Source organism: Geminisphaera colitermitum TAV2 (assembly GCF_000171235.2).
Taxonomy (GTDB): domain Bacteria; phylum Verrucomicrobiota; class Verrucomicrobiia; order Opitutales; family Opitutaceae; genus Geminisphaera; species Geminisphaera colitermitum.
The window spans coordinates 21,184-40,871 of sequence record NZ_ABEA03000215.1; the positions used below are offsets into that span (position 1 = coordinate 21,184).

The 19,688-nt window shown below is 60.7% G+C and carries 13 protein-coding genes; 8 read left to right on the top strand and 5 right to left on the bottom strand.

What is annotated here, in order from left to right; translation table 11 throughout:
• Positions 1-16 precede the first annotated feature (16 nt).
• From OBACDRAFT_RS24255 to OBACDRAFT_RS30385, 3 genes are all read right to left on the bottom strand, one after another.
• Complete coding sequence (locus OBACDRAFT_RS24255; protein ID WP_043589734.1) at positions 17-1,876, bottom strand: ABC transporter ATP-binding protein; 1,860 nt, start codon at positions 1,874-1,876, stop codon at positions 17-19.
• 267 nt (positions 1,877-2,143) lie between these two features.
• Positions 2,144-2,887, bottom strand: coding sequence for an ABC transporter ATP-binding protein (locus OBACDRAFT_RS30380; protein ID WP_052362531.1), 744 nt, complete (start codon positions 2,885-2,887; stop codon positions 2,144-2,146).
• Positions 2,868-4,079 (bottom strand): ABC transporter ATP-binding protein, encoded by a 1,212-nt coding sequence (locus tag OBACDRAFT_RS30385; RefSeq protein ID WP_052362533.1) that lies wholly within the window; start codon positions 4,077-4,079, stop codon positions 2,868-2,870. The genes OBACDRAFT_RS30380 and OBACDRAFT_RS30385 overlap by 20 nt, the downstream gene beginning before the upstream one ends.
• Before the next feature lie 197 nt (positions 4,080-4,276).
• On the opposite strand from OBACDRAFT_RS30385, the gene OBACDRAFT_RS27185 reads away from it, so the two are divergent.
• Complete coding sequence (locus tag OBACDRAFT_RS27185; RefSeq protein WP_043589736.1) at positions 4,277-6,613, top strand: cation:proton antiporter; 2,337 nt, start codon at positions 4,277-4,279, stop codon at positions 6,611-6,613.
• Positions 6,614-6,896: 283 nt separating this feature from the next.
• Here OBACDRAFT_RS27185 and OBACDRAFT_RS24275 read toward each other — a convergent pair whose 3' ends face one another.
• A complete protein-coding gene (locus OBACDRAFT_RS24275; RefSeq protein ID WP_052362544.1) occupies positions 6,897-8,012 on the bottom strand; it encodes a LacI family DNA-binding transcriptional regulator in 1,116 nt (371 codons plus the stop codon).
• Positions 8,013-8,139: 127 nt separating this feature from the next.
• Between OBACDRAFT_RS24275 and OBACDRAFT_RS24280 the strand changes: the two genes are divergently transcribed.
• The 5 genes from OBACDRAFT_RS24280 to OBACDRAFT_RS24300 all read left to right on the top strand — a co-directional run bounded on the left by OBACDRAFT_RS24280 (position 8,140) and on the right by OBACDRAFT_RS24300 (position 16,261).
• Positions 8,140-8,859, top strand: coding sequence for a prepilin-type N-terminal cleavage/methylation domain-containing protein (locus tag OBACDRAFT_RS24280; RefSeq protein WP_052362546.1), 720 nt, complete (start codon positions 8,140-8,142; stop codon positions 8,857-8,859).
• A 90-nt stretch (positions 8,860-8,949) separates the two neighbouring features.
• A complete protein-coding gene (locus OBACDRAFT_RS24285) occupies positions 8,950-9,822 on the top strand; it encodes a hypothetical protein (protein ID WP_052362548.1) in 873 nt (290 codons plus the stop codon).
• 157 nt (positions 9,823-9,979) lie between these two features.
• Positions 9,980-12,730 (top strand): glycoside hydrolase family protein, encoded by a 2,751-nt coding sequence (locus tag OBACDRAFT_RS24290; RefSeq protein ID WP_043589737.1) that lies wholly within the window; start codon positions 9,980-9,982, stop codon positions 12,728-12,730.
• 85 nt (positions 12,731-12,815) lie between these two features.
• The gene (locus tag OBACDRAFT_RS24295; protein WP_043589739.1) at positions 12,816-14,234 is read left to right on the top strand and encodes an MFS transporter; all 1,419 of its coding nucleotides are present in this window, start codon (positions 12,816-12,818) and stop codon (positions 14,232-14,234) included.
• Between the two features lie 128 nt (positions 14,235-14,362).
• Entirely contained in the window at positions 14,363-16,261 is a 1,899-nt protein-coding gene (locus tag OBACDRAFT_RS24300) for a polysaccharide lyase family 8 super-sandwich domain-containing protein (RefSeq protein ID WP_198529976.1), read from the top strand.
• 6 nt (positions 16,262-16,267) lie between these two features.
• On the opposite strand, the gene OBACDRAFT_RS24305 is transcribed toward OBACDRAFT_RS24300, so the two are convergent.
• Positions 16,268-16,510 (bottom strand): DUF433 domain-containing protein, encoded by a 243-nt coding sequence (locus tag OBACDRAFT_RS24305; protein WP_043589742.1) that lies wholly within the window; start codon positions 16,508-16,510, stop codon positions 16,268-16,270.
• A gap of 546 nt (positions 16,511-17,056) precedes the next feature.
• Between OBACDRAFT_RS24305 and argH the strand changes: the two genes are divergently transcribed.
• The gene (argH, locus tag OBACDRAFT_RS24310) at positions 17,057-18,532 is read left to right on the top strand and encodes an argininosuccinate lyase (RefSeq protein ID WP_052362550.1); all 1,476 of its coding nucleotides are present in this window, start codon (positions 17,057-17,059) and stop codon (positions 18,530-18,532) included.
• Positions 18,533-18,604: 72 nt separating this feature from the next.
• Positions 18,605-19,688, top strand: a 1,084-nt coding sequence (mutL, locus tag OBACDRAFT_RS24315; RefSeq protein WP_043589744.1) for a DNA mismatch repair endonuclease MutL, incomplete at its 3' end; no start/stop codon positions are given.

The window sequence follows — 19,688 nt, forward strand, 5'->3', positions numbered from 1 at the left end:
CCCCCCCCCCCCCCGCCTACGAACGCAAGACCTCTTCTTCGCGTTCGCGGCGGAACTGGCTGGTGTAGAGTTCGTGGTAGTGACCGCGCTGTGACAACAATTCGGCATGCGTACCGCTTTCCTCGATACGCCCCTTGCCAATGACCAAAATGCGATCGGCGTTGCGAATCGTGCTCAGACGATGCGCAATCACGAAACTGATGCGGCCACGAAAAACGGTCTCAAGGCCGCGCTGGATAAGCTGCTCGGTCTCGGTGTCGATCGAGGACGTGGCCTCGTCCATCACGAAAATTTGCGGGTCGGCCAGCAAGGCGCGGGCAAAGGATACGAGTTGCTTCTGACCGGTCGAAAGGCGGTTGCCGTTTTCGCCCACCCCGGTGCCGTATCCGTTTTCTAATTGCATGATGAAGTCGTGCGCGTTGACGAGACGGGCGGCGGATTCGACTTCGGCGTCCGTGGCGTCAAGGCGGCCGTAGCGGATGTTTTCACGGACGCTGCCCTTGAAGAGATGCGGAGCCTGCAACACGATGCCGAGTTGCGACTGGAACCAGCGCAACGAACGTTCCCGGTAGTCCACGCCGTTGATGAGAATGGAGCCGGAAACGGGTTCGTAGAACCGGCACACGAGCGAGACGATGGTGCTCTTGCCCCCGCCGGAGGGTCCGACGAGCGCGATGGTTTCGCCGGCACGCACGGTGAGGTTGAAGTTTTCCAGGACAACGGAACCGGTTTCATAACGGAAGGTGACGTTGCGAAACTCCACCGTGTCGATGCGGTCGGGAAGGCCATCCGCCGCCGCGCCCGGTTCCCTCTCCGTTTCAGTTTTCAGTTCTTCAGCCTTCAACCGTTCAAGGACAGCGGGGCTGTCCTTGATCCTGGGCTCGGTGGCGAGCAGACCCATGACGCGTTCACCGGCGGCCTGGGCGGATTGCATTTCGGCAAGGATGCGCGCCATCTGGTTGATGGGATGGAAAAACTGGCCGGTGAACTGGATGAAGGCCACGAGCGTGCCAAGCGTGAGAACGTCGTTAAGCACGAGCCAGCCACCACGCCAGAGAGCGAGTCCGCCGGCGAGGGAGCCAATGGTCATGACGACGGGAAAGTAGAGCGAACTCTGGCGGGCGTTACGCACGGAGGCGTCGAACATGCCTGCGGAGAGTTCCTCGAATTCGGCGAGGTTTTGCTTTTCGCGGACGAGGGTTTTGGTGGTGCGCACGCCTTGGATCGACTCGTTGTAGCCGGCGGTGATGCGGGAGTTGTATTTCCGGATTTCGCGGGCGGAGAGGAGCATTCGTTTCTGAAACCACAGGGAGACGGCGATGAGCGGCGGGAGGACGGCGAGGACGATGAGCGCGAGACGCCAGTTCATCCAGAGGAGGCTGGCGGCGATCATGCTCACGAAGATGAGGCCCCACACGATGTCGAGCGTACCCCAGGCGATGATGCGCGCGAGACGGTCGCAGTCGCTGGTGAGGCGCGAGATGAGCCAGCCGACGGGGCGCGTGTCGTAGTAGGCAAATTCAAGCTCTTGCAGACGCTGGAATCCGTCGCGGCGGATGTCGTGCGCGAGACGGTTGGAGAGGTTGCCAGCCATCTCGATGAAGGTCCACACGCAGACGCAGAGGGTGAGCGTGAGTCCGAGAAAAACAGCGGCGTAGTGGAAAAATGGAGCATCGGCTCCGTGCGCGGCGACGCCGTCGATGACCCAACGGGTGACGTGGCCGAGTCCAGTCTCGGCGGCGGCAATGATGACGGCGGTGACAAGAAGCGGCACGAGGTAGCGTGGCATGCCGAGGGCGCGCTTGAAGAGTTTGAGCCAGAGGCCGGCGTCGAGCCGGGACTTGAATTCGTCCTCCTGATGTGAGTGGTCGGGCATGGGAGAGGAAATTAGAGCGTTTTCAGTTGAATTGTGTCCGTTGTCTTGCGGTAGGGAGGCCTTTGTGCCCTCTGCCGAGGGCAGCCCTTCGGGCCATCGCCTTCGGCGATGCCATCTCCGCGCTGCTGCGCTCCGTCCGAGGCCTCCGTTGTGCGTGGTGAGAGGATGCAAAACTCATAGGTGGTTGGAGCGTGATTTCGGAGGCCTCGGAGAGGCCTCCCTACCAGGTATCAAATGGCTACAGTTTAAATGAAACGGCTCTAGGAATTAAGAAAGGACGGCTTCGCTGTCGTTTTGGATTTGCCAGAGGCGGCGGTAGAGTCCGTCGCGGCCAACAAGGTCGGCATGCGTGCCGGTTTGGATGATGCGGCCGTGGTCAAGGACAAGCACGCGGTCGGCATGGGCGAGCGTGGAGAGGCGGTGCGCGATGACGAGCGTGGTGGCGCGTCCATGACGCTGGCGGAGGGCGTCGATGATGAGTGTTTCGGTCTCGCCATCGACGGCGCTGAGGGCGTCGTCGAGGAGGAGGAGCGGAGGGCGTTTGAGGAGGGCGCGGGCAATGGCCATGCGCTGGCGTTGTCCGCCTGAGAGCGTAATGCCGCGCTCGCCGATAAGGGTGTCGTAACCCTTCTCGAAGCTGGTAATTGATTCATGGATACGGGCGGCGCGCGCGGCGTCCTCGATCTCATTCTGCGGGGCGTCGTGGCGGGCGAGCCGAAGGTTGTCGCGCAGGGTCCTGGCGTAGAGAAAGGGTTCCTGCATGACGACGCCGGTATGGGCGCGGATTTCCTTGCGCGGGATGGTGCGGAGTTCGCGTCCGTGTCCGTCCCCGGCAGGAAATTGGTTCGTCGTGGATGATTGGATGCGGATGCTGGCGGGCGCGTCGTAATCGTAGAGGCGCAGGAGCAGGTGCATGAGCGTGCTTTTGCCGGAACCGGAGGGACCGATGATGGCGAGCGTCTCGCCTGGAGCGACGTCGAAGGAAATGTCGTCAAGCGCGGGACGCGACATGCCGGGGTGGGTGAAGGTAAGGTTGCGGACAGAGATGCCCCAGCAGCCGGTGGCGGGCGGGGTGGGAGGTGTGGGAATGGCGGGAGGGGGGGGGGGGGGAGGCGGGGGACGCGCTGAAGCGCGTGGGACAAAGCGGTGATGAATCACCGCACTCCATGGTGTCGCTTTCCGACTCCACGGGTTCGTCGAGGATTTCGCGGATGCGGGTGAGGGAGACGGTGGTTTTGCCGAGATCGGTGAGGATGCGGCCCATCTGGCGGACGGGCCAGAGCATGATGCCAAGGTAGGTGATAAAGGCGAAAAGGGTGCCGACAGTGATGTCTCCCCGGGCCACCCACCAGGCGCCAATGATGAGGGTGAGTCCGGTCTGGATGATGGAGACGAGGTCGCTGATGGACCAGTACCAGGCCATGAGGCGGAGCATGCGCAGGCTGGTGTCACGATAGGCGGCGTTGGGGGTGGCGAAGCGGGCGATCTCGTAGTCCTGACGGGCGAAGGCGCGCACGACACGGATGCCGGTGAGGTTTTCCTGCGCGACGCTGGTGAGCGCGCCCTCGGCTTCGTCCACGGCTTTGAAGACGTGGCGCACACGGACGAAATACACGTAGCTGTAGATCACGAGCGGTGGTATCAGGATGAAGGATACGAGCGTCATCGGCACGTGGAGCAGGAGCATGAGCGGGAGAACGGTGGCGACGAGAATGAGGGAGTTGCCGATTTCCATGACTTGGACGGCGAGGAACTGGCGTGTGGTCTCGACGTCGCTGGTGCAGCGCTGGACGAGGTCGCCGGCGCTGGCGCGGTCGTGGTAACGGGAGGGCAGGTGGTTGAGGTGGTCGTAAAGCCGGTTTTTGAGGCGGCGCGCAATGCCGTCGCTGGCCAGGGCGGCAAGCCAGCCTTTGAGATAGGAGAAGGCGCCGGAGAGCGCGGTGATGCCAACCATGGCGACGACGGCGAGCCAGAGGTGATCGCGGAGATGATCGGGCCCGCCGAGGGCGGAGAGCGTGGCGGCGAGGAGCGGGGAGGCGTCGTGCGCGAGTTTGCCGGCGATGGCGTGGTCGAGGGCGACGCTGCCGACGAGGGGCACGAGGTAATTGAGTCCGGTGGCGAGGAGCAGACAGACGAGGGCGAGCGTGTAGCGGAGGCGTTGCCCGCGCATGAGGCGCCAAAGGGTGCGGAGTTGGGAAGTCATGAAAAGGCAGAGGCCGGAAGCCAGAAAACAGAAGTCAGAGGGCGGAAGCGGGAAAATGGAAGCCAGCGGTTGGCGTGATTGCCAATCGGCTGGTTTTTCCGTCCTCTGGTTTCTGTTCTCTGTCCTCTGGATTGTTTTGGTTTGTCCCGCCGCCTGGTCTTGCATCCCATCCCGCCCAACCTTCACCACGTCTTTTCATGCAAAACATCGGCTTTCTCCAGGACATGGCGGTCATCCTCGTGGTGGCGGGGGTGGTGGGCTGGTTTTGCAAGCGGATCGGGGTGTCGGCGGTGGCCGGTTATTTGTTCGCGGGCATTTTGGTGGGGCCGTACACGCCGCCGCTGTCGCTGGTGATGAGCGAGGTGCGAATCGGGGTTGTGGTGCAGATCGGGATGGTGGTCTTGATGTTCTCGCTCGGGCTCCGGTTGAGCGTCACGAAGCTGCGAAGGATGGGGACGGGAATGTTTGTGGCGGTGCTGGCCTCGGCGGGTATTTTTTTCTATCTGGCCCGGGTGCTGGGATCGTCGGCGGGATTGAGCGGGTTGCAAAACATGTTCCTCGCGGGGGCGCTGCTGGTGAGTTCGTCGATCGTGGTGAGCAGGGTGCTGGGCGCAACCGGGACGTCGCATGAGCGGTCGGGGCAACTGGCGCTCGGGTTCACGTTGCTGGAGGATTTGGTGGGGGTGCTGATGCTGGCGGTGCTGACGTCGGTGGTGAAGTTTTCCGATGCGGCGGCGGGAGGGACGGGAGAGGCGCAGGGAGCAGGGCCGTGGTTGAGCCACGGACCGGAGTTGGGGACGACGCTCGGGCACTTCGGGGCGTTCATCGTGCTGGCGGGCATCGTGGGGTTGCTGTTGGTGCCGTGGCTGCTGCGCCGGATGAGTGTGTCCGCGAGCACGGAGTTGCAGACGTTGATGGTGGCGGGGGCGTTGTTTGGCGTGGCGGTGATCGCGGAGCGGGCGGGATATTCGCTGGCGCTGGGGGCGTTTTTATTGGGCATGATCGTGGCGGAAACGCCGCAGCGGGTGCAGGTGGAACGGACGTTTGCAGGGATGCGTGATGTGTTGGGCGCGGTGTTTTTCGTGGCGGTGGGGATGCAGGTGGACCCGGCGCTGCTGGCGGAGGCATGGCTGCAAATTTTGGGGTTCACAGTGTTCGCGCTCGTGGTGCGCACGCTGGCGCCGGCGGCGGGGTTGTTGATCGCAGGCGCGCCACAGCGGGAGGCGTTGCGGGCGGGGTTGCAACTGGTGCCGATCGGCGAGTTTTCCTTCATCATCGCGCAACTGGGCGTGTTGTCAGGCGTGATGCCGGAGAGGTTTTTCCCGGCGGTGGTGGGGGTGTCGTTGCTCACCACGCTGGCCGCGCCGGTGCTGGGACGTCATTCGGAGGGCATCGCCATGTGGGCGCTGTCGCACCAGCCGGTGTGGCTGGCGGCGTGGATTCGTTACTATCGTGGGTGGCTGGAGCGAATGCGGGTGCGGCGTCAGGAGAGCCGGTTGTGGCAGTTGAGCCGGAAGCGGTTTATTCAGATCGGCGTGGAGGCGGTTTTCGTGACGGGGGTGTTGTTGTTCGCAGACCAGCTCTTCGATGTGTCGGAGCAGTGGCTGGGAAAATGGCTGCCGTTTACGCATGCGCCGGCGGTGATTTTCTGGCTGGGATTGTGCCTGCTGTTGCTCGCGCCGTTGGTGGCATTGTGGCGCAACATCGGGGCGCTCGCCATCATCTACGCTCAGGTGTCGGTGCGGGGGCATCCGCACGCTGCGCGGCTTACGCCGGTCATCGTGACGTGCATCAAGATCATCGCGGGCATGGCGATGTTTGTATGGCTGGCGGCACTACTGCCGGGCGGGGGCGGGGCGCGGTGGGTGATCGCAAGCACGGTGGTGTTCGGGGCGGGCGCATTGTTTTTGCTGCGGCGCAAATTGATCTACTGGCACAGCGAATTGGAGGTGGAGTTGCAGGGAATGTTGGAGAAAAAAATCTCCGGTGAGGACGGCGCGGCGGCTCCGTGGCTGCGCACGCACCGGGAGTGGAATTTGCGCATCGGCGAATGCGTGCTGCCCGACCTGGCGCAGTGCCAGGGAAAGACGCTGGCGGAGTTGCAGTTGCGCACGGCGTTCGGGTGCATCGTGGTGAGCATCGAACGGCAGGGCGCGGTGATTTCGCTGCCGTCGCCCGACACGGCGCTGTATCCGCTCGACCGGGTGTTGCTGCTGGGCACGCCGGAGCAGATCAGGGCGGGACGGCATTTCCTGACGGGTGTGTCGGGGGAGCCGGCGGCGGCGGACTTCGAGAGTGTGAGTCTCGACACGGTGCTGGTGCCGGAGGACAGCCATGCGGCGGGACGGGCGCTGCGTGAACTGGAGGACGCGGGCGTGCCGCATATGCAGGTGGCAGGCATCCATCGCGGCAGGGAACGCATTCTTAATCCGGGTCCGGACGAGGTGTTGTTGCCCGGCGACGAACTGCTGGTGCTGGGCGCACCAGACAAGATCCGCAAGCTGGGCAAATGGCTGGCAACGACAGAGGCGTGAACCCAATACTGTTCAGATAAGGAAGGGATTCACCACAAAGACGCAAAGGCACAAAGAACGACCAAAAAAAAAATCGTCTCCCAAAGAACATCAATCCACCCCTCGTCTGCATCCAAAAATCAACTACCGACTTTCCCACACCTTCTGATTCTGCATTGGCTGACTCTGGATTGGACTTTGTGCCTCTGCGTCTCTGTTGTTAATTCCTTGCCCTAACGATAGTTGGCGTAAACCGGGGGGAGGGGGGGGGGGGGAGAGAGAAGGAGAGAGAGAGACCGGGACGTTATTTTTCTGCAAGCCTCGCCGCCACCGTTTCGCCTGCGATCCAAGTTCCCTCGATCAACGTGCTCACGTGAACCGTCGGGCGTCCGCGTTCGCCCCGGTGGATCGCTTCGACAAGCAACTCGACGGCCTTGGCGCCGATAAGGCGGGGGTTCTCGGTGATGCCGGAAAAGACCGGGGCGCGATCCCCGGTGATCCACTCGGTCGTGGGACCGGAGGGGATGGAGAGCAGGGCAAAGCTGACATCATCCGGCACGCGCAATCCGGCATCATGTATCCATGAATACACGACGGGCCAGATCGTAAGCACGGCGTCGGGCCGGCGGCGGACCAGCCAGTCGAGAAACAATTCGCGGGTGAGAGGATTGCCAAAGAGCGGGGCCACGCGTTCGCGCGCGGGGAGGCGGCGCTGCTCGCTCCAGAAGGCGGCGGACCAGTTGTTGTCGGCGCGTTCGTCGCTGTCGGAGGCGAGGGCGAGGCCGATGCGTTTGCAGCCGAGGGCGCGCAGGCGGCGCACCGCCGTTTCCATGGCACGAAATTGATGCAGTGCCACAAGGTGAAGCTGCGGCGAGGCAAGCGTGTATCCAAATGTCACGGACGAAAATCGCTCGAAGGAAAAATTCTCGATGCGCGAGCCGGGCGCTGGCTGAGGGGCGACGAGCAGGCCGTTGATGCCGCGGGCCAGGAGGATGGACTCCACGCGGGCGGGCGTCATTCGCGGGGCGCGCAAGGCGTGGTCTTCGAGCACGTAGCCGAGTTCGCGCGCATGGTCCACCGCGCCGGCATGGTAGTCGCAAAAGGTGGCGCTCTTTTTCCAGCTCTCGCCTCCGGCATCGTTGGAGAGCCAGGCGAGCACGGCCCGGACTTCGACGGGACGCTTGCGGTGCCGGTAGGCGGCGAGGCCGGTGAGGTAGGGGTCGGGTGCATAGCCAAGCGTGGCGGCGGCGGCGCGCACGCGTTCGCGGGTGGCGGGTGTGACGAGCGGGTCGCCGCGCAGGGCCATCGACACGGTCGCCTGAGTCAACCCAAGCGCGCGGGCGATGTCCTTTTGCGTGGGGCGGGACGTGCCGCCGGAGCGGATTACGGGGGCGGAGACAGGGTTGGATGATTGCGTCATGTCGGGTGAGCTCTGCCCAATGCAGGCAAAGGAGAAATGGAAGCACGAGCAGATTTTATCCGTATAAATGGCGCAACACTTGTCTCGCACCATGCCAAGATCAGCTTCCCTCCAAAATCTCCCCACTATGTTCCATATTCCTCCCACGATTATCCTGCGGCCATCTTCCTCATTTGGTTCTGGTTCTTTACCCAAAGCTTTCACCCTGATCGAATTGCTCACCGTCATTGCCATTATCGGCATTCTGGCGGCGATTCTCATTCCCACCGTTGGCAAGGTCCGCGAATCGGCCCGCGCCACCCAGTGCGCCAGCAATCTTCGTCAAGTCCAGGCAGGCAACATCGCCTACGCCACCGAAAACAAGGGCGGCTATGTGCCCATCCAGATCACGAGCGGCGACATAAAGTGGCACCGCAACCCCGCGTTTCTCGAATACATTTCCAAACAGCCTGGTAACATCACGCTGGGAAATTTTCCCAAAGCCCTCCGCTGCCCCACTGCGATTTCCGCCGGTAACAACCTGGGCTACACCTATGGCATCAATGCGAATAGCCGCTTCAGCACGGTCTCGGGCGTCGCCGTCCCCATGCGCCAGATTCGGATGGAGGAAATCCTTCGCCCATCGAAAACCATGGCCTTTGCGGACGGGGTTGACTGGCAGCTCTTTGCCGATGGAGCGGAGGGATACAAAGGCAACGAAACAGGTGCTTCACACGCTCCCGCCTACCGCCACGGCGGCAAAGCCAACCTCGTCTATTTCGACGGGCACGTCGCCCGCCTTCCCGTGGATGGCTTCAAAAACGACGCCGGAGGCAAAACCGCCCTTCTCTGGCTGAATAAAGAATAATCAAACGATGCCTTTGCCCGCCGTCTTGATCATTTGCCCGCATCTCACCCGCGTCTCTCGCACCAAAATATCAATCATAAAGCATCAACCATGAATCCCGTCATGAACATCACGCCTCGAACCTCGCTTCGGACGCTTTTCGCGTTCCTCGCTCTCCTCACCGCAACAACCGCCGCGCACGCGCAAGTCATTCTGACCGGAAACGGCAGCTATACGCAGACGTTCAGCCAGAGTGAAATTTCCAGCAGCATCACCATCGCCACGGCCACCACATACACATGGACGGACAACACCAGCATCGTCGGCTGGTATTCCATCTTACCTGGCACCGCGAACACGCAGGTCATCACTACCAACATGGGCGCACAACTCGGGAATGGCCTCTATCTTGCGCGGCAGGGCGGCACCAGCGCTGCGCTCGCCATCCGACGCTCCGACACTTCCACGGCATTCGCGGCATTCGGTGTCCGCTTTCTCAACAACACAGGCAAGGAAATCACCGCCCTCGACATCAGTTATCTGGCCCAGCAATGGCAGAAAAACTCCGGCAACGACACCCTCGATTTCCAATACGCCATCGGTGCCACCTCCCTTAACGACGAGTTGGTCACGTGGATCGATCACAACGCCCTTGATGTCCCCACCTTCACCCTCGCCGCCAATGAAACCACCAAGAACCAAACCACAACCCCGGATCACACCACTCCCGCTTATTCCGGCACGCGTTCCTCCAGCATCACCGGCCTCTCCATTGCTGACGGCCAGACCTTCTGGCTGCGCTGGGTGGACCGTAACATCGACGGCGTTGAACAAGCTCTCAGCGTGGACAACTTTAACCTTACTGTGACTTTCGCCTCTCCCCCACCCACCGTCCCAGAACCCGCCGCTTACGCGCTTGTCATCGCCCTGCTCAGTCTTGCCGGGTGCGCCCTCCATCGCTCGCGCCGCATCAGACAAAATTGATCCAGTCCTTTCTGACAACGAGAGGCAGGACAACCGTGTTCCCTGCCTCTCGTTTGTCCCCCCCTCCCCCCTGCCCCGCTTTCCTCCCCTGCCTTCTCCGGTTCCATGCCGGCACGGAAGTGTTATATATTCGTATACCTGATACACCGGAAAATAAATGAAACATCTCCTGCTCTTTTTGATCGCCGCAACCGCAAACGTGTCCGCACCGGCTGCCGGACGACAACTGGCCATCGGTTACTCAAACGAAGGCGCGATTCACATCGGCGAAGTCACGCCCGGCAATGATGGCTTGCGAATCAGGGATGCGGAAGTGCTGCTGGAATTTTACACCAAGACGGATAACTGGCGGTTTCAGCGCCAAACTAAAAACCGTTCTTGGGTCAGTCGCGCGGCGGAAGTCCGGCAGCAAGGAGAGGACACCTTTACAATTCGCGGCATGGTAGCCGGCAACGAATACGAAATGTCCGCCGCGCCAGCCGCCGCATCCGCAACCGCCGCCGTCCCCTCCGGTGTGCGCCTCGCTTGGACAACACGCGGACGTAAAGAAAAACAGGACTACCGCGTGCTAAACGAAACAGGCTTCGCCCTCGTTCTTGAAAAAAACACCCCCGTTTCGGTATCCGTGGACGACAAACCCCTGCCACTCGCAGAGCGCCCAGACAAGACAACCACTTCCCTCCGAAAAAAACGCCCCGGCAAGGTCACGATTACATTTCCATCCGGGGCGACGTTTTCGCTGCGCGATTTTTCGGGAATCTCCGGTTGGTCGCTCGCGCACGACACCAACGGGGATATTTACATCGGTTTTGTTCGTGAGCGGATAAACGAAGGAGAAGGCTCCTTTGAAGTAACCCTCGATCCGGGGAAGGCGGTGCGCCTCCCGCCCTCCGCCTTCCAGTTCGCCCCATCCTATGAAGGATGGTTTCCAGTGCGTATTCCACTCGGCCCCGCCTTTGACGATGTCTCCAGCGTGTTGCTCGACCCGCCCGCGGGAAAATACGGCTTCCTGTCGGTGAAGGACGAAAAATTCCAGTTTGAAAAAGCATCCCTACCCATCCGCTTCAACGGCGTGCAACTCGTGCACGGCAGCAAATTCCCGGACAAACAAAAAGCGCAGGCTTTGGCGGATCGGATCGCCGCGATGGGGGCCAATATCGTGCGCCTCCATCACATCGACAACGACGCCTCCGGCCTCGGTCTTTGGAAACGCTCCGAACTGCCCGCCAAGCACCAAAACTTCGATGACGAATTGATCGACCGGATGGATTACCTCGTGAGCCTCCTGAAAAAACGCGGCGTTTACATCCACCTCGACGGCATCACCTCCGTCCGTTTCGGCCCCAAAGATGACATCCCCAATTTCAGCAAACTGACCTACGGACTCAAAGGCAGCGCCTACGTCTATGAAAACGAAATCCTCGTTTCCCGCCAAAAACAGTTTTTCAGCAAATTGTGGAACCACCATAACCCCTACACCGGACTCGCCTACAAGGACGACCCGGTGTTTGTGACCACTGAGATCATCAACGAAAGCGACCTCTTCACGCACGGCCCGAAGGACCACATCCCCCCCCCCTACCGCGACACCTTCCAGCGCATGTTTCACGACTGGCTGGACGCTCAAAACCAACCCCGCGTCAGCTACCTTGCCGCTCCCCGCGAACTCACCACGCCCTTCAACATTCACGTAATGGGAAACTACTACAACCTGTTCCGCGAATACCTGCGGACCGAGGGGGTTCGGATTCCCGTGAGCGGCACCAACTGGATGCACGGCAGGAAAGGCAGCCTTGGCATCATCGCAGCCAACGCCGGCATGGACTACACCGCCCTGCATCCTTACGGCTCGGGCGATAGTTACCGCACGGCCCCGCACGGCCCCGACGGACGCTCCGCCATCCTCGCCCTCGGCAAGGTCCACGGACGCCCCCTCGTCCATAACGAATGGAACATGAGCAACAGCAGCGCCATCACCCGCTCAGCCGGGATCATCTGGCAAATCGCCCTCGCCGCCGCCGCCGGACACGACGCCTCCTACCTGTTCGCCCTTTTCCACGATGCCATGCGTTACGACGCGAGTCATATCAACTCGCTCAACATCGGCTACGACCCCGCCGCTTCCGCGCTATTCCCCGCCGCCTCGATCCTGTTTGTGCGGGGCGACATGCGGCAGCCCGACTTTGAATTCGTTTACCATCCGCCCGCCGGGATTCTCCTGAACAAAATCAACGGAACCAATTTTAACGATTACCTCCCCGACTTCTCCCGCGCCGCATTCTGGGCACCCACCTCCATCGATTACTCCCCCCTCCCCCCCCCCCCCCCCGGACGCACTCCGGACGGACGCCGTCTCATCGCCGGTGGAAGCGGCGAAATGCGAGCGATGCTCCCGCCGGCAAGTGCGTATCCAGCCATCAACTACAGCGGGGAAGTCGAAAGCTGGTGGCGCGACGGATACTTTTTAATCAAGACCCCGCGCTCCAAATGGGCAGTCGGCTATCTTCCCGGCGACCGGGATCTGCAACTCGGTGATGGCGTGACCTTGCGTCTGGATGAAGGCCAGTTTGCCTGCGTGACGCTGACCTCGCTTGACGGACGTCCGCTTGCCGAAAGCGCCTCCATGCGCCTGGCAACCGTGTCGCACGTCGGACAGGCCGGCATGTATTTCGACCGCAAGTGGCGAAATCCCCGCAAAATAGACCGCGATGCCGATTTGCTCTGCCGTCCCGTGACTGGGGAAATCCATTTATCGGATACACCAACGCCCCTGCTGCTCGTGCCCAAAAACGCCGATACAAAACCGGCCTCCGCACCCGCACCCGTCACCCGGCAAAAAATCCGTTTTGATGCGCCGGCTCTGGTTTACGAGATCATCGCCGCAACCGGCGACTCTGCCGCCAACTAATCGGCCTCGCCTGTCCCCCCCCCCCCCCCCGCCCTCTCCCTTTTTAAGCCCCGACGGACTTCAGTCTGCTGTCCCTTTTCGACCCTTGTCTCAAAAACTCTTCCACAGCACCACATCCACCGCTCCCGAGGACAGGGTGAGCGTTCCGAAACGCATTGCCTACGGCATCGGCAACTTTACCGATCACATCGGTACGGATACACTGATGGGGAATATCAACCCTATCTTTAACGTCATCCTCCTCGTTGACCCGCGCCTGATCGGACTGGCCATCGGCATCATGCGATTTTGGGATGCGATCACCGATCCGATCGTCGGGGCCATTTCGGACAACGCCCGCACCCGCTGGGGGCGCAGACGCCCGTTCATGCTCGTTGGCGCCATCTCGGCAGGGCTCACATTTCCCCTTATCTGGTGCGTTCCTGGAGACTCCTCTGCCTTCACTATTTTTCTCTGGCTCACCCTCACATCCATTCTCTTTTACGCTGGGCAGACCTTCTTCAACATACCTTGGACTGCGCTCGGCTACGAACTGACACCCGACTACAATGAGCGCACCCGACTCATGGAGATGCGCGCTTACACGGCCAAGCTGGTCGTCCTCATCGTGCCCTGGGCGTTTGCCTTTACCCAGCTTCCAATCTGGGGCGGTGACACCATGCTCGGAGCGCGATGGATGGGCGTCGGCGTCAGTGTCATCATTATTATTACAGGACTCATCCCAGTCATTTTTCTGACCGAACGATTTTTCAAAAGGGCGAAGCATCAGGAAAAGGTGCCCATCCTTCGCTCCATCGGGATGACACTCAAAAACGGCCCATTCCTGATGATGGTGATCATCACTCTTTTCACCAACCTTGGCAGTCGCATGGTGGGCATCTTCGGCTTCTATGTGGGGCTTTATTATCTCTTCGATGGTGACAAGATGAAGCAAGGCATTCTCAGCGGAATCACCGGCAACGTCAGCTTTTTCATCGGTCTGGCCAGTGTCTTCGTTCTCAACCAGCTTTCTTTCCACATTGGCAAGCGCCGGACACTCGCCGTCTGTCTCATTCTGCTCGTGCTCAGCGGCCCGGCCAAGTGGCTTTTTTACACGCCGGAGAATCCCTGGCTCAGCATCGCTGTCATTATTTTTACGATACCCTCCGACACGGGATTCTGGCTGCTCATTGCGTCCATCAAGGCCGACATTTGCGACTTCGACGAACTCAAGACAGGACTGCGCCGCGAGGGTGCGATCGGCTCGGTGTCGGCCTGGATCAGCAAACTTTCCACCTCGGCCACCGCCGTGCTGTCCGGAGTCATCTTGACGATCACCGGCTATCAGGCCGAGGCCGGCCCGGCACAGGCCGAAGGCGTGGTGGATGCAATGCGTTGGTGGTTTTACATCGTCCCCTCCGCCTCCGGGATCATCGCCTTGGCGCTGCTCTGGTGGTTCCCCATCACCGAGGAACGTGCCCGGGAAATCCGCAACCAACTCGAACAACGACGCGGCAAACTCTGACCGCTGATCAATGATTGTCCGCAACGTGGTTTACAACTACAGGCCGGTATCCTGATAATAAGCACCTCATGAAAATCGCAGCGCTTTTTCTTTTAGCCATTATCACCATTTTCTCAGAAGCAATGTCGATGCCCGACACCAAAACGGACTTCTCCAAAATCAGGGAGAATTGTGAGCGGTTTTACGCAGCAGATTTTCAGGACAAGGAGGCAAGCAATGCCCTAAAAAGCATGAAGCCCGATGGCAGTTGGGAGGGCATTAATTACGCCAACAAAAACCGGGGTCACTGGAAAACGCGGGAGCATCTTTCCAAATTGGAAAAGATCGCCCAAGCCTACGCCAACAAACAGTCGCGTTTTTCCCATAAGCCGGAGGTTCGCGAGGCGATTTTGCGCTCACTCTCATTTTGGCTGGAACATGATTTCACGAGCCCGAATTGGTGGCACCAAAGCATCGGCACTCCCAAAAGCCTTTGCGTCGTTCTCCTCTGTCTCGGAGAGGAAATCGAAAACCTTCTCCCGCCCGAACTGCAGGCAAAACTCAAACTCATTCTCGACCGTTCCAAGCCCGGCATGACTGGCCAGAACAAGGTCTGGCTTGCAGGAATGCATCTGCAAAAAGGCATCCTCTTCAAGGCCCCCGAAATGGTGAGCGAGGGAGCACGCCTCATCGCAAGCGAAGTTGTCGTCGCACCTGTCACCAAAGAAGGGCTACAGAGTGACTGGAGTTTCCACCAGCACGGGACCCAACTTCAATTTGGCAACTACGGGCTGTCCTATTGGATAGACATGACAAAGTGGGCGCAAATTCTCGACGGGACCGCATTCGCTTTCCCACAGGAGAAAATCGATCTTCTCGTTAACTATTTTAACCACGGTTTGCGTTGGACGCTTTTCGACGGGCAGATGGATTTCAGTGCCAGCGGACGCCAGATCAACTATCGGCAAATAGAGGGCAAATTCAACAGCGCTGACAGCGCGGCGAGAGGTTTTCAGTCGGCGGCGGCTCATCGCCTCCAGACCACTTACGATTTTTCAGGCAACCGCTTTTTCTACGATAGCGATTACATGGTGCATCGTGCGCGGGAATGTTTTTTCTCAGTCAAAATGAGTTCCACCCGCGTGATTGGGAGCGAGAGCACCAATGCGGAAAACTTGCTGGGCCGCTTGACCGGCTTTGGCGCAACGATGGTCATGAGCAATCGCAAGGAAATCATAGAGACGGGCGCGCTGTGGAATTGGAGGCAGATTCCGGGCGTCACTTCGCTTCAGGACAACTCTTCGCTCGAATGCAAAGCACCCTTGAATCGCAACGACTCTGCTTTCGTTGGCGGCGTCTCGGATGGCGATTCGGGATTCTGTGTTTTGGAGTTCAACAACAAGGGGCTTCGCGCTCTAAAAAGTTACTTTTTTGTCGGGCGCACCATGGCCTGCATCGGCAGTCAGATTTCCAGCGATGCCGACGCGCCTGTTTACACAACCGTTGCCCAGCATCACGCGCAGAGTGATGCCCCTGTCGCCCGTTTTGATGAAAACGGCACGCTTGTTCACGGTGCGTTTCGTTATCAGGTGCCGTCGCAAAACGCCCGCGTGAGATGCGAGCAGGTCACCGGAAATTGGAAGCGAGTAACCGCAGCGCTTCCCAACACGCCAGTGACTGGAAACATTTTCTCCATCGTCATCGACCACGGAACAAAACCGCAAAACGCCTCCTATTTTTACACGATTGCCTATGCAGCAGGGGGGGGGGGGGAGAGGGAAGTGCGTCAACTCCAAACAAATTCTGACACGATTCACGCCATCGAGAGTGAGGGCGTCACGATGGTCGCATTCTTTCAACCGGGGAGTGTTACGCTGTCGGACAACCGTGTTCTGACGGCGATGCAACCTTCACTTGCGATGCTCAGCAACGGTCGTTTGCACGTGACGGACCCGGCCAGAAAACACGCAGAGTTGGAATTTCGTTTCGCGGGAAAATCATTTCGCATCAAATCCGAAGGCGGCCAAACCGTCTCCGTCCCGCGTTGAGAAAACTCATTGGACAACGCGTTCTTCAGAACGCCTCGCGGCATAGGTCAAGGCAGCCTTGATATCGGCCTCTTCCAGATAGGGGTAAAGACGCAGGATCTCGGAAACCGTGGACCCTGAAGCGACCAGTCTGACGACCGTTTCTACGGTGACTCTCATGCCACGAATGCACGGTTTTCCACCCATCACCAAGGGATTGATCGTCACCCTGTCGATTTTAGGAAACGTCACGCTGCTCAATGTGCTCATGCTATCATGCGGTGTCGGATGCAGCTCAAAGTGAAGTCAAATAATGACCCTTCGACGTTTTCAGTGGATTGGCAAGAGGTGGCGCGGAAGCGCCCGTAGCGCAGGCATCTTGCCTGCAATCCAATCTACTGCGCGAAGCGCGGTGACTTTTGCTGCGTTTAGTTTTGGGAAGCTGCGCTCCGCGCAATAAACTGGACGGCAGGCAAGATGCCTGCGCTACGGGCGCTCCCGCGCCACTGAAAACGTCGAGAAAGTCAAATCCCATACCAGCCCGGCCTAAAGGGCCGGGAAATAGGTTTTTATTTTAGACGATGAGCGCTGAAAGCGCGCTCCATGCCTTGCTGATGGAATACGCTTTCAGCGTTCATATTGTTTTCTACTCATTATCCCGGCCCCTTGGACTGGGCTGGTATAGGTTCGGACCTTCGGCCCTCAAATTCCCTCCCCCCCCCCCCCGGCGCGCCTGCCTGTTCCATCAACACGAGCAGGCTTGCCCCGTTGGCTACTCGCAGTGAGGTTTCTTGTTTTCCAAATTTCACACATACCATGGCGAAAGCGACACCAACCACCGTCCCCTCCCCCCCCCCCCCGGCTAAAAAAGCCCGGAAATCCCAGGCAACCTGGGGTGGGCGCTTCTCCGCTGGCCCCGCCGAATTGATGCTCAAATTCAGCGAATCGGTCTCCTTTGACCACCGCCTCGCCCCGTTCGACATCGCAGGCAGCAAGGCCCACTCCGCCATGCTCGCCCACACCGGCCTCATCACACCCAAAGAACGCGACGCCATCCACGCCGGCCTCGACGCCATCCTGCACGAAATCCAGACAGGCAAATTCACCTGGCGCACCCAGCTCGAAGACGTGCACATGAACATCGAGCAAGCCCTCACCGCCCGCGTCCCCGCCGCCGCCAAACTCCACACCGCGCGCAGCCGCAACGACCAAGTCGCCACCGACATGCGCCTCTGGTTCAAATACGCCTGCGCCACCCTCGGCGAACGCATCGTCGAAGCCCAGCGCGCCCTCCTCGCCCTCGCCCGCCGCGACGGTGACGTGCTCATCCCCGGCTACACCCACCTCCAGCGCGCCCAGCCCGTTTACCTCGCCCACCACCTCTTCGCCTGGATGGAAATGCTCCAACGCGACCGCGAACGCCTCGCTGTCACCGCCGACCACGCCAACTGGTCCCCGCTCGGCTCCGGCGCGATCGCCGGCACCACCCTCCCCATCGACCGCGAATACAGCGCCGTGCAACTCGGTTTCGTGGACGCCAAAGGCCGCCCCCGCGTCACGCAAAACTCCATGGACACCGTCGCCGACCGCGACCTCTTCATCGAATTCGCCACCGCCTGCGCCCTCTTCGGCGTCCATTGCTCGCGCATCGCCGAGGACCTCATCCTCTGGGCCAGCGCCGAGTTTCGCTTCGCCGACCTGCCCGACGCCTTCTGCACCGGCTCCTCGCTCATGCCGCAGAAAAAAAATCCCGACTCCTGCGAACTCCTCCGCGGCAAATCCGCCCGCCTCCAGGGTAACCTCCACACCCTCCTCACTCTCACGAAAGGCCTCCCCCTCACCTACAACCGTGACCTCCAGGAAGACAAACCCCCCGTCTTCGACAGCTTTGACCAGACCTCCCTCTGCGCCGACGTCCTCGCCGGCACGCTCGCCGGCACCCGCGTCAACCGCGACGCCTGCGCCGCCGCCGTATCCGATCCCGCACTACTCGCCACCGACCTCGCCGACTACCTCGTGGGCCGCGGCGTGCCCTTCCGCGAGGCGCACCACGCCGTCGGCGCCGTCGTCAAACTTGCCGAGCAACTCAAGCTCCCGCTCAACCAACTCCCCACCGCCGAGGTGAAAAAACTCCACCCCGGCTACGGCGACGACTGGGCCGCCGTCTTCGACCTCCAACGCGCCATGACCCGCCGCCGCGGCACCGGCATGCCCGGCCCCGTGCAAGTGAAAAAACAACTCAAACGCTGGGAACGCATCCTCAATGGAAAGCCTGAACACCTGAAAACCTGAAGGCTGAAACCACAAACCACGGATCACACCACCCACCCCCGCCCTTTCAGCCTTCAGCCCTCAGCCCTTTTCATGAAACACGTCCGTCGCCTCACTGACCGAGTCGCCAATCAAATCGCCGCCGGCGAGGTGATTGAGCGCCCGGCGGCTGTCATCAAGGAACTCATGGAAAACTCCCTCGACGCCGGCGCCACGCGCATCGAGGTGGAGTTCGCCCACGGCGGGCGCTCGCTCATGCGCATCGAGGACAACGGGCACGGCATGTTGCGCGACGACGCCGTCCTCGCCATCGAACGCCACGCCACGAGCAAAATCAACGAAGCCGACGACCTCAACAGCCTCGGCTCCTTCGGCTTTCGCGGGGAGGCGCTGCCCTCCATCGCCTCCGTATCCAAATTTACGCTACAAACCCGTCCCGCCGGCAGCGACTCCGGCACGGAGGTCCACATCAACGGCGGCAAGCTCGTCCACGTCCGCGACTGCGGACGCGCCGTGGGCACGCGCATTGAAGTCGCGCAACTCTTCAACTCCGTCCCCGCCCGCCGCAAATTCCTCAAGACCGACGCCACCGAATCCGCGCACATCATCAGTTGCGTGCGCCTCTACGCCCTGGCCTTCCCCAGCGTGTCGTTCACCCTGATCGAAGACGGCCGCACCATCTTTCGCTCCCCCGAATGCCCCGCCCTCGTGGATCGCGTGGCCGAGATCTTTGGCGGCCAGCTCGCCTCCACCCTCATCCCCATCGACGCCCACGACGACGGCATGGAACTACGCGGCCTCATCGCCCGTCCCGGCCCCGGCCGTGCCACGCGCCACGAAATGATCACCTTCGTCAACCAGCGCCCCGTTGACAACCGCACCCTCACCTACGCCCTGATCGAAAGCTACCACGACATGATGCCCAAAGGCCGTTACCCCGCCGCCTTTCTCTTCATCGACATCGACCCCGCCCAAGTGGACGTCAACGTGCACCCCGCCAAGCGCGAAGTCCGCTTCCGCAGCGAACCGCAAGTGCGCGGCTTCGTCATCCGCAGCGTCCTGCAAACCCTCCGCGAACTCGGTCCCCTGCCCGGCGCGTCCAGCCTCACCAACACAACCACCGACAACCCCTCCCCCCTCCCCCCCCCGGTACCCGCCAGCAACATCCCGCAAACCC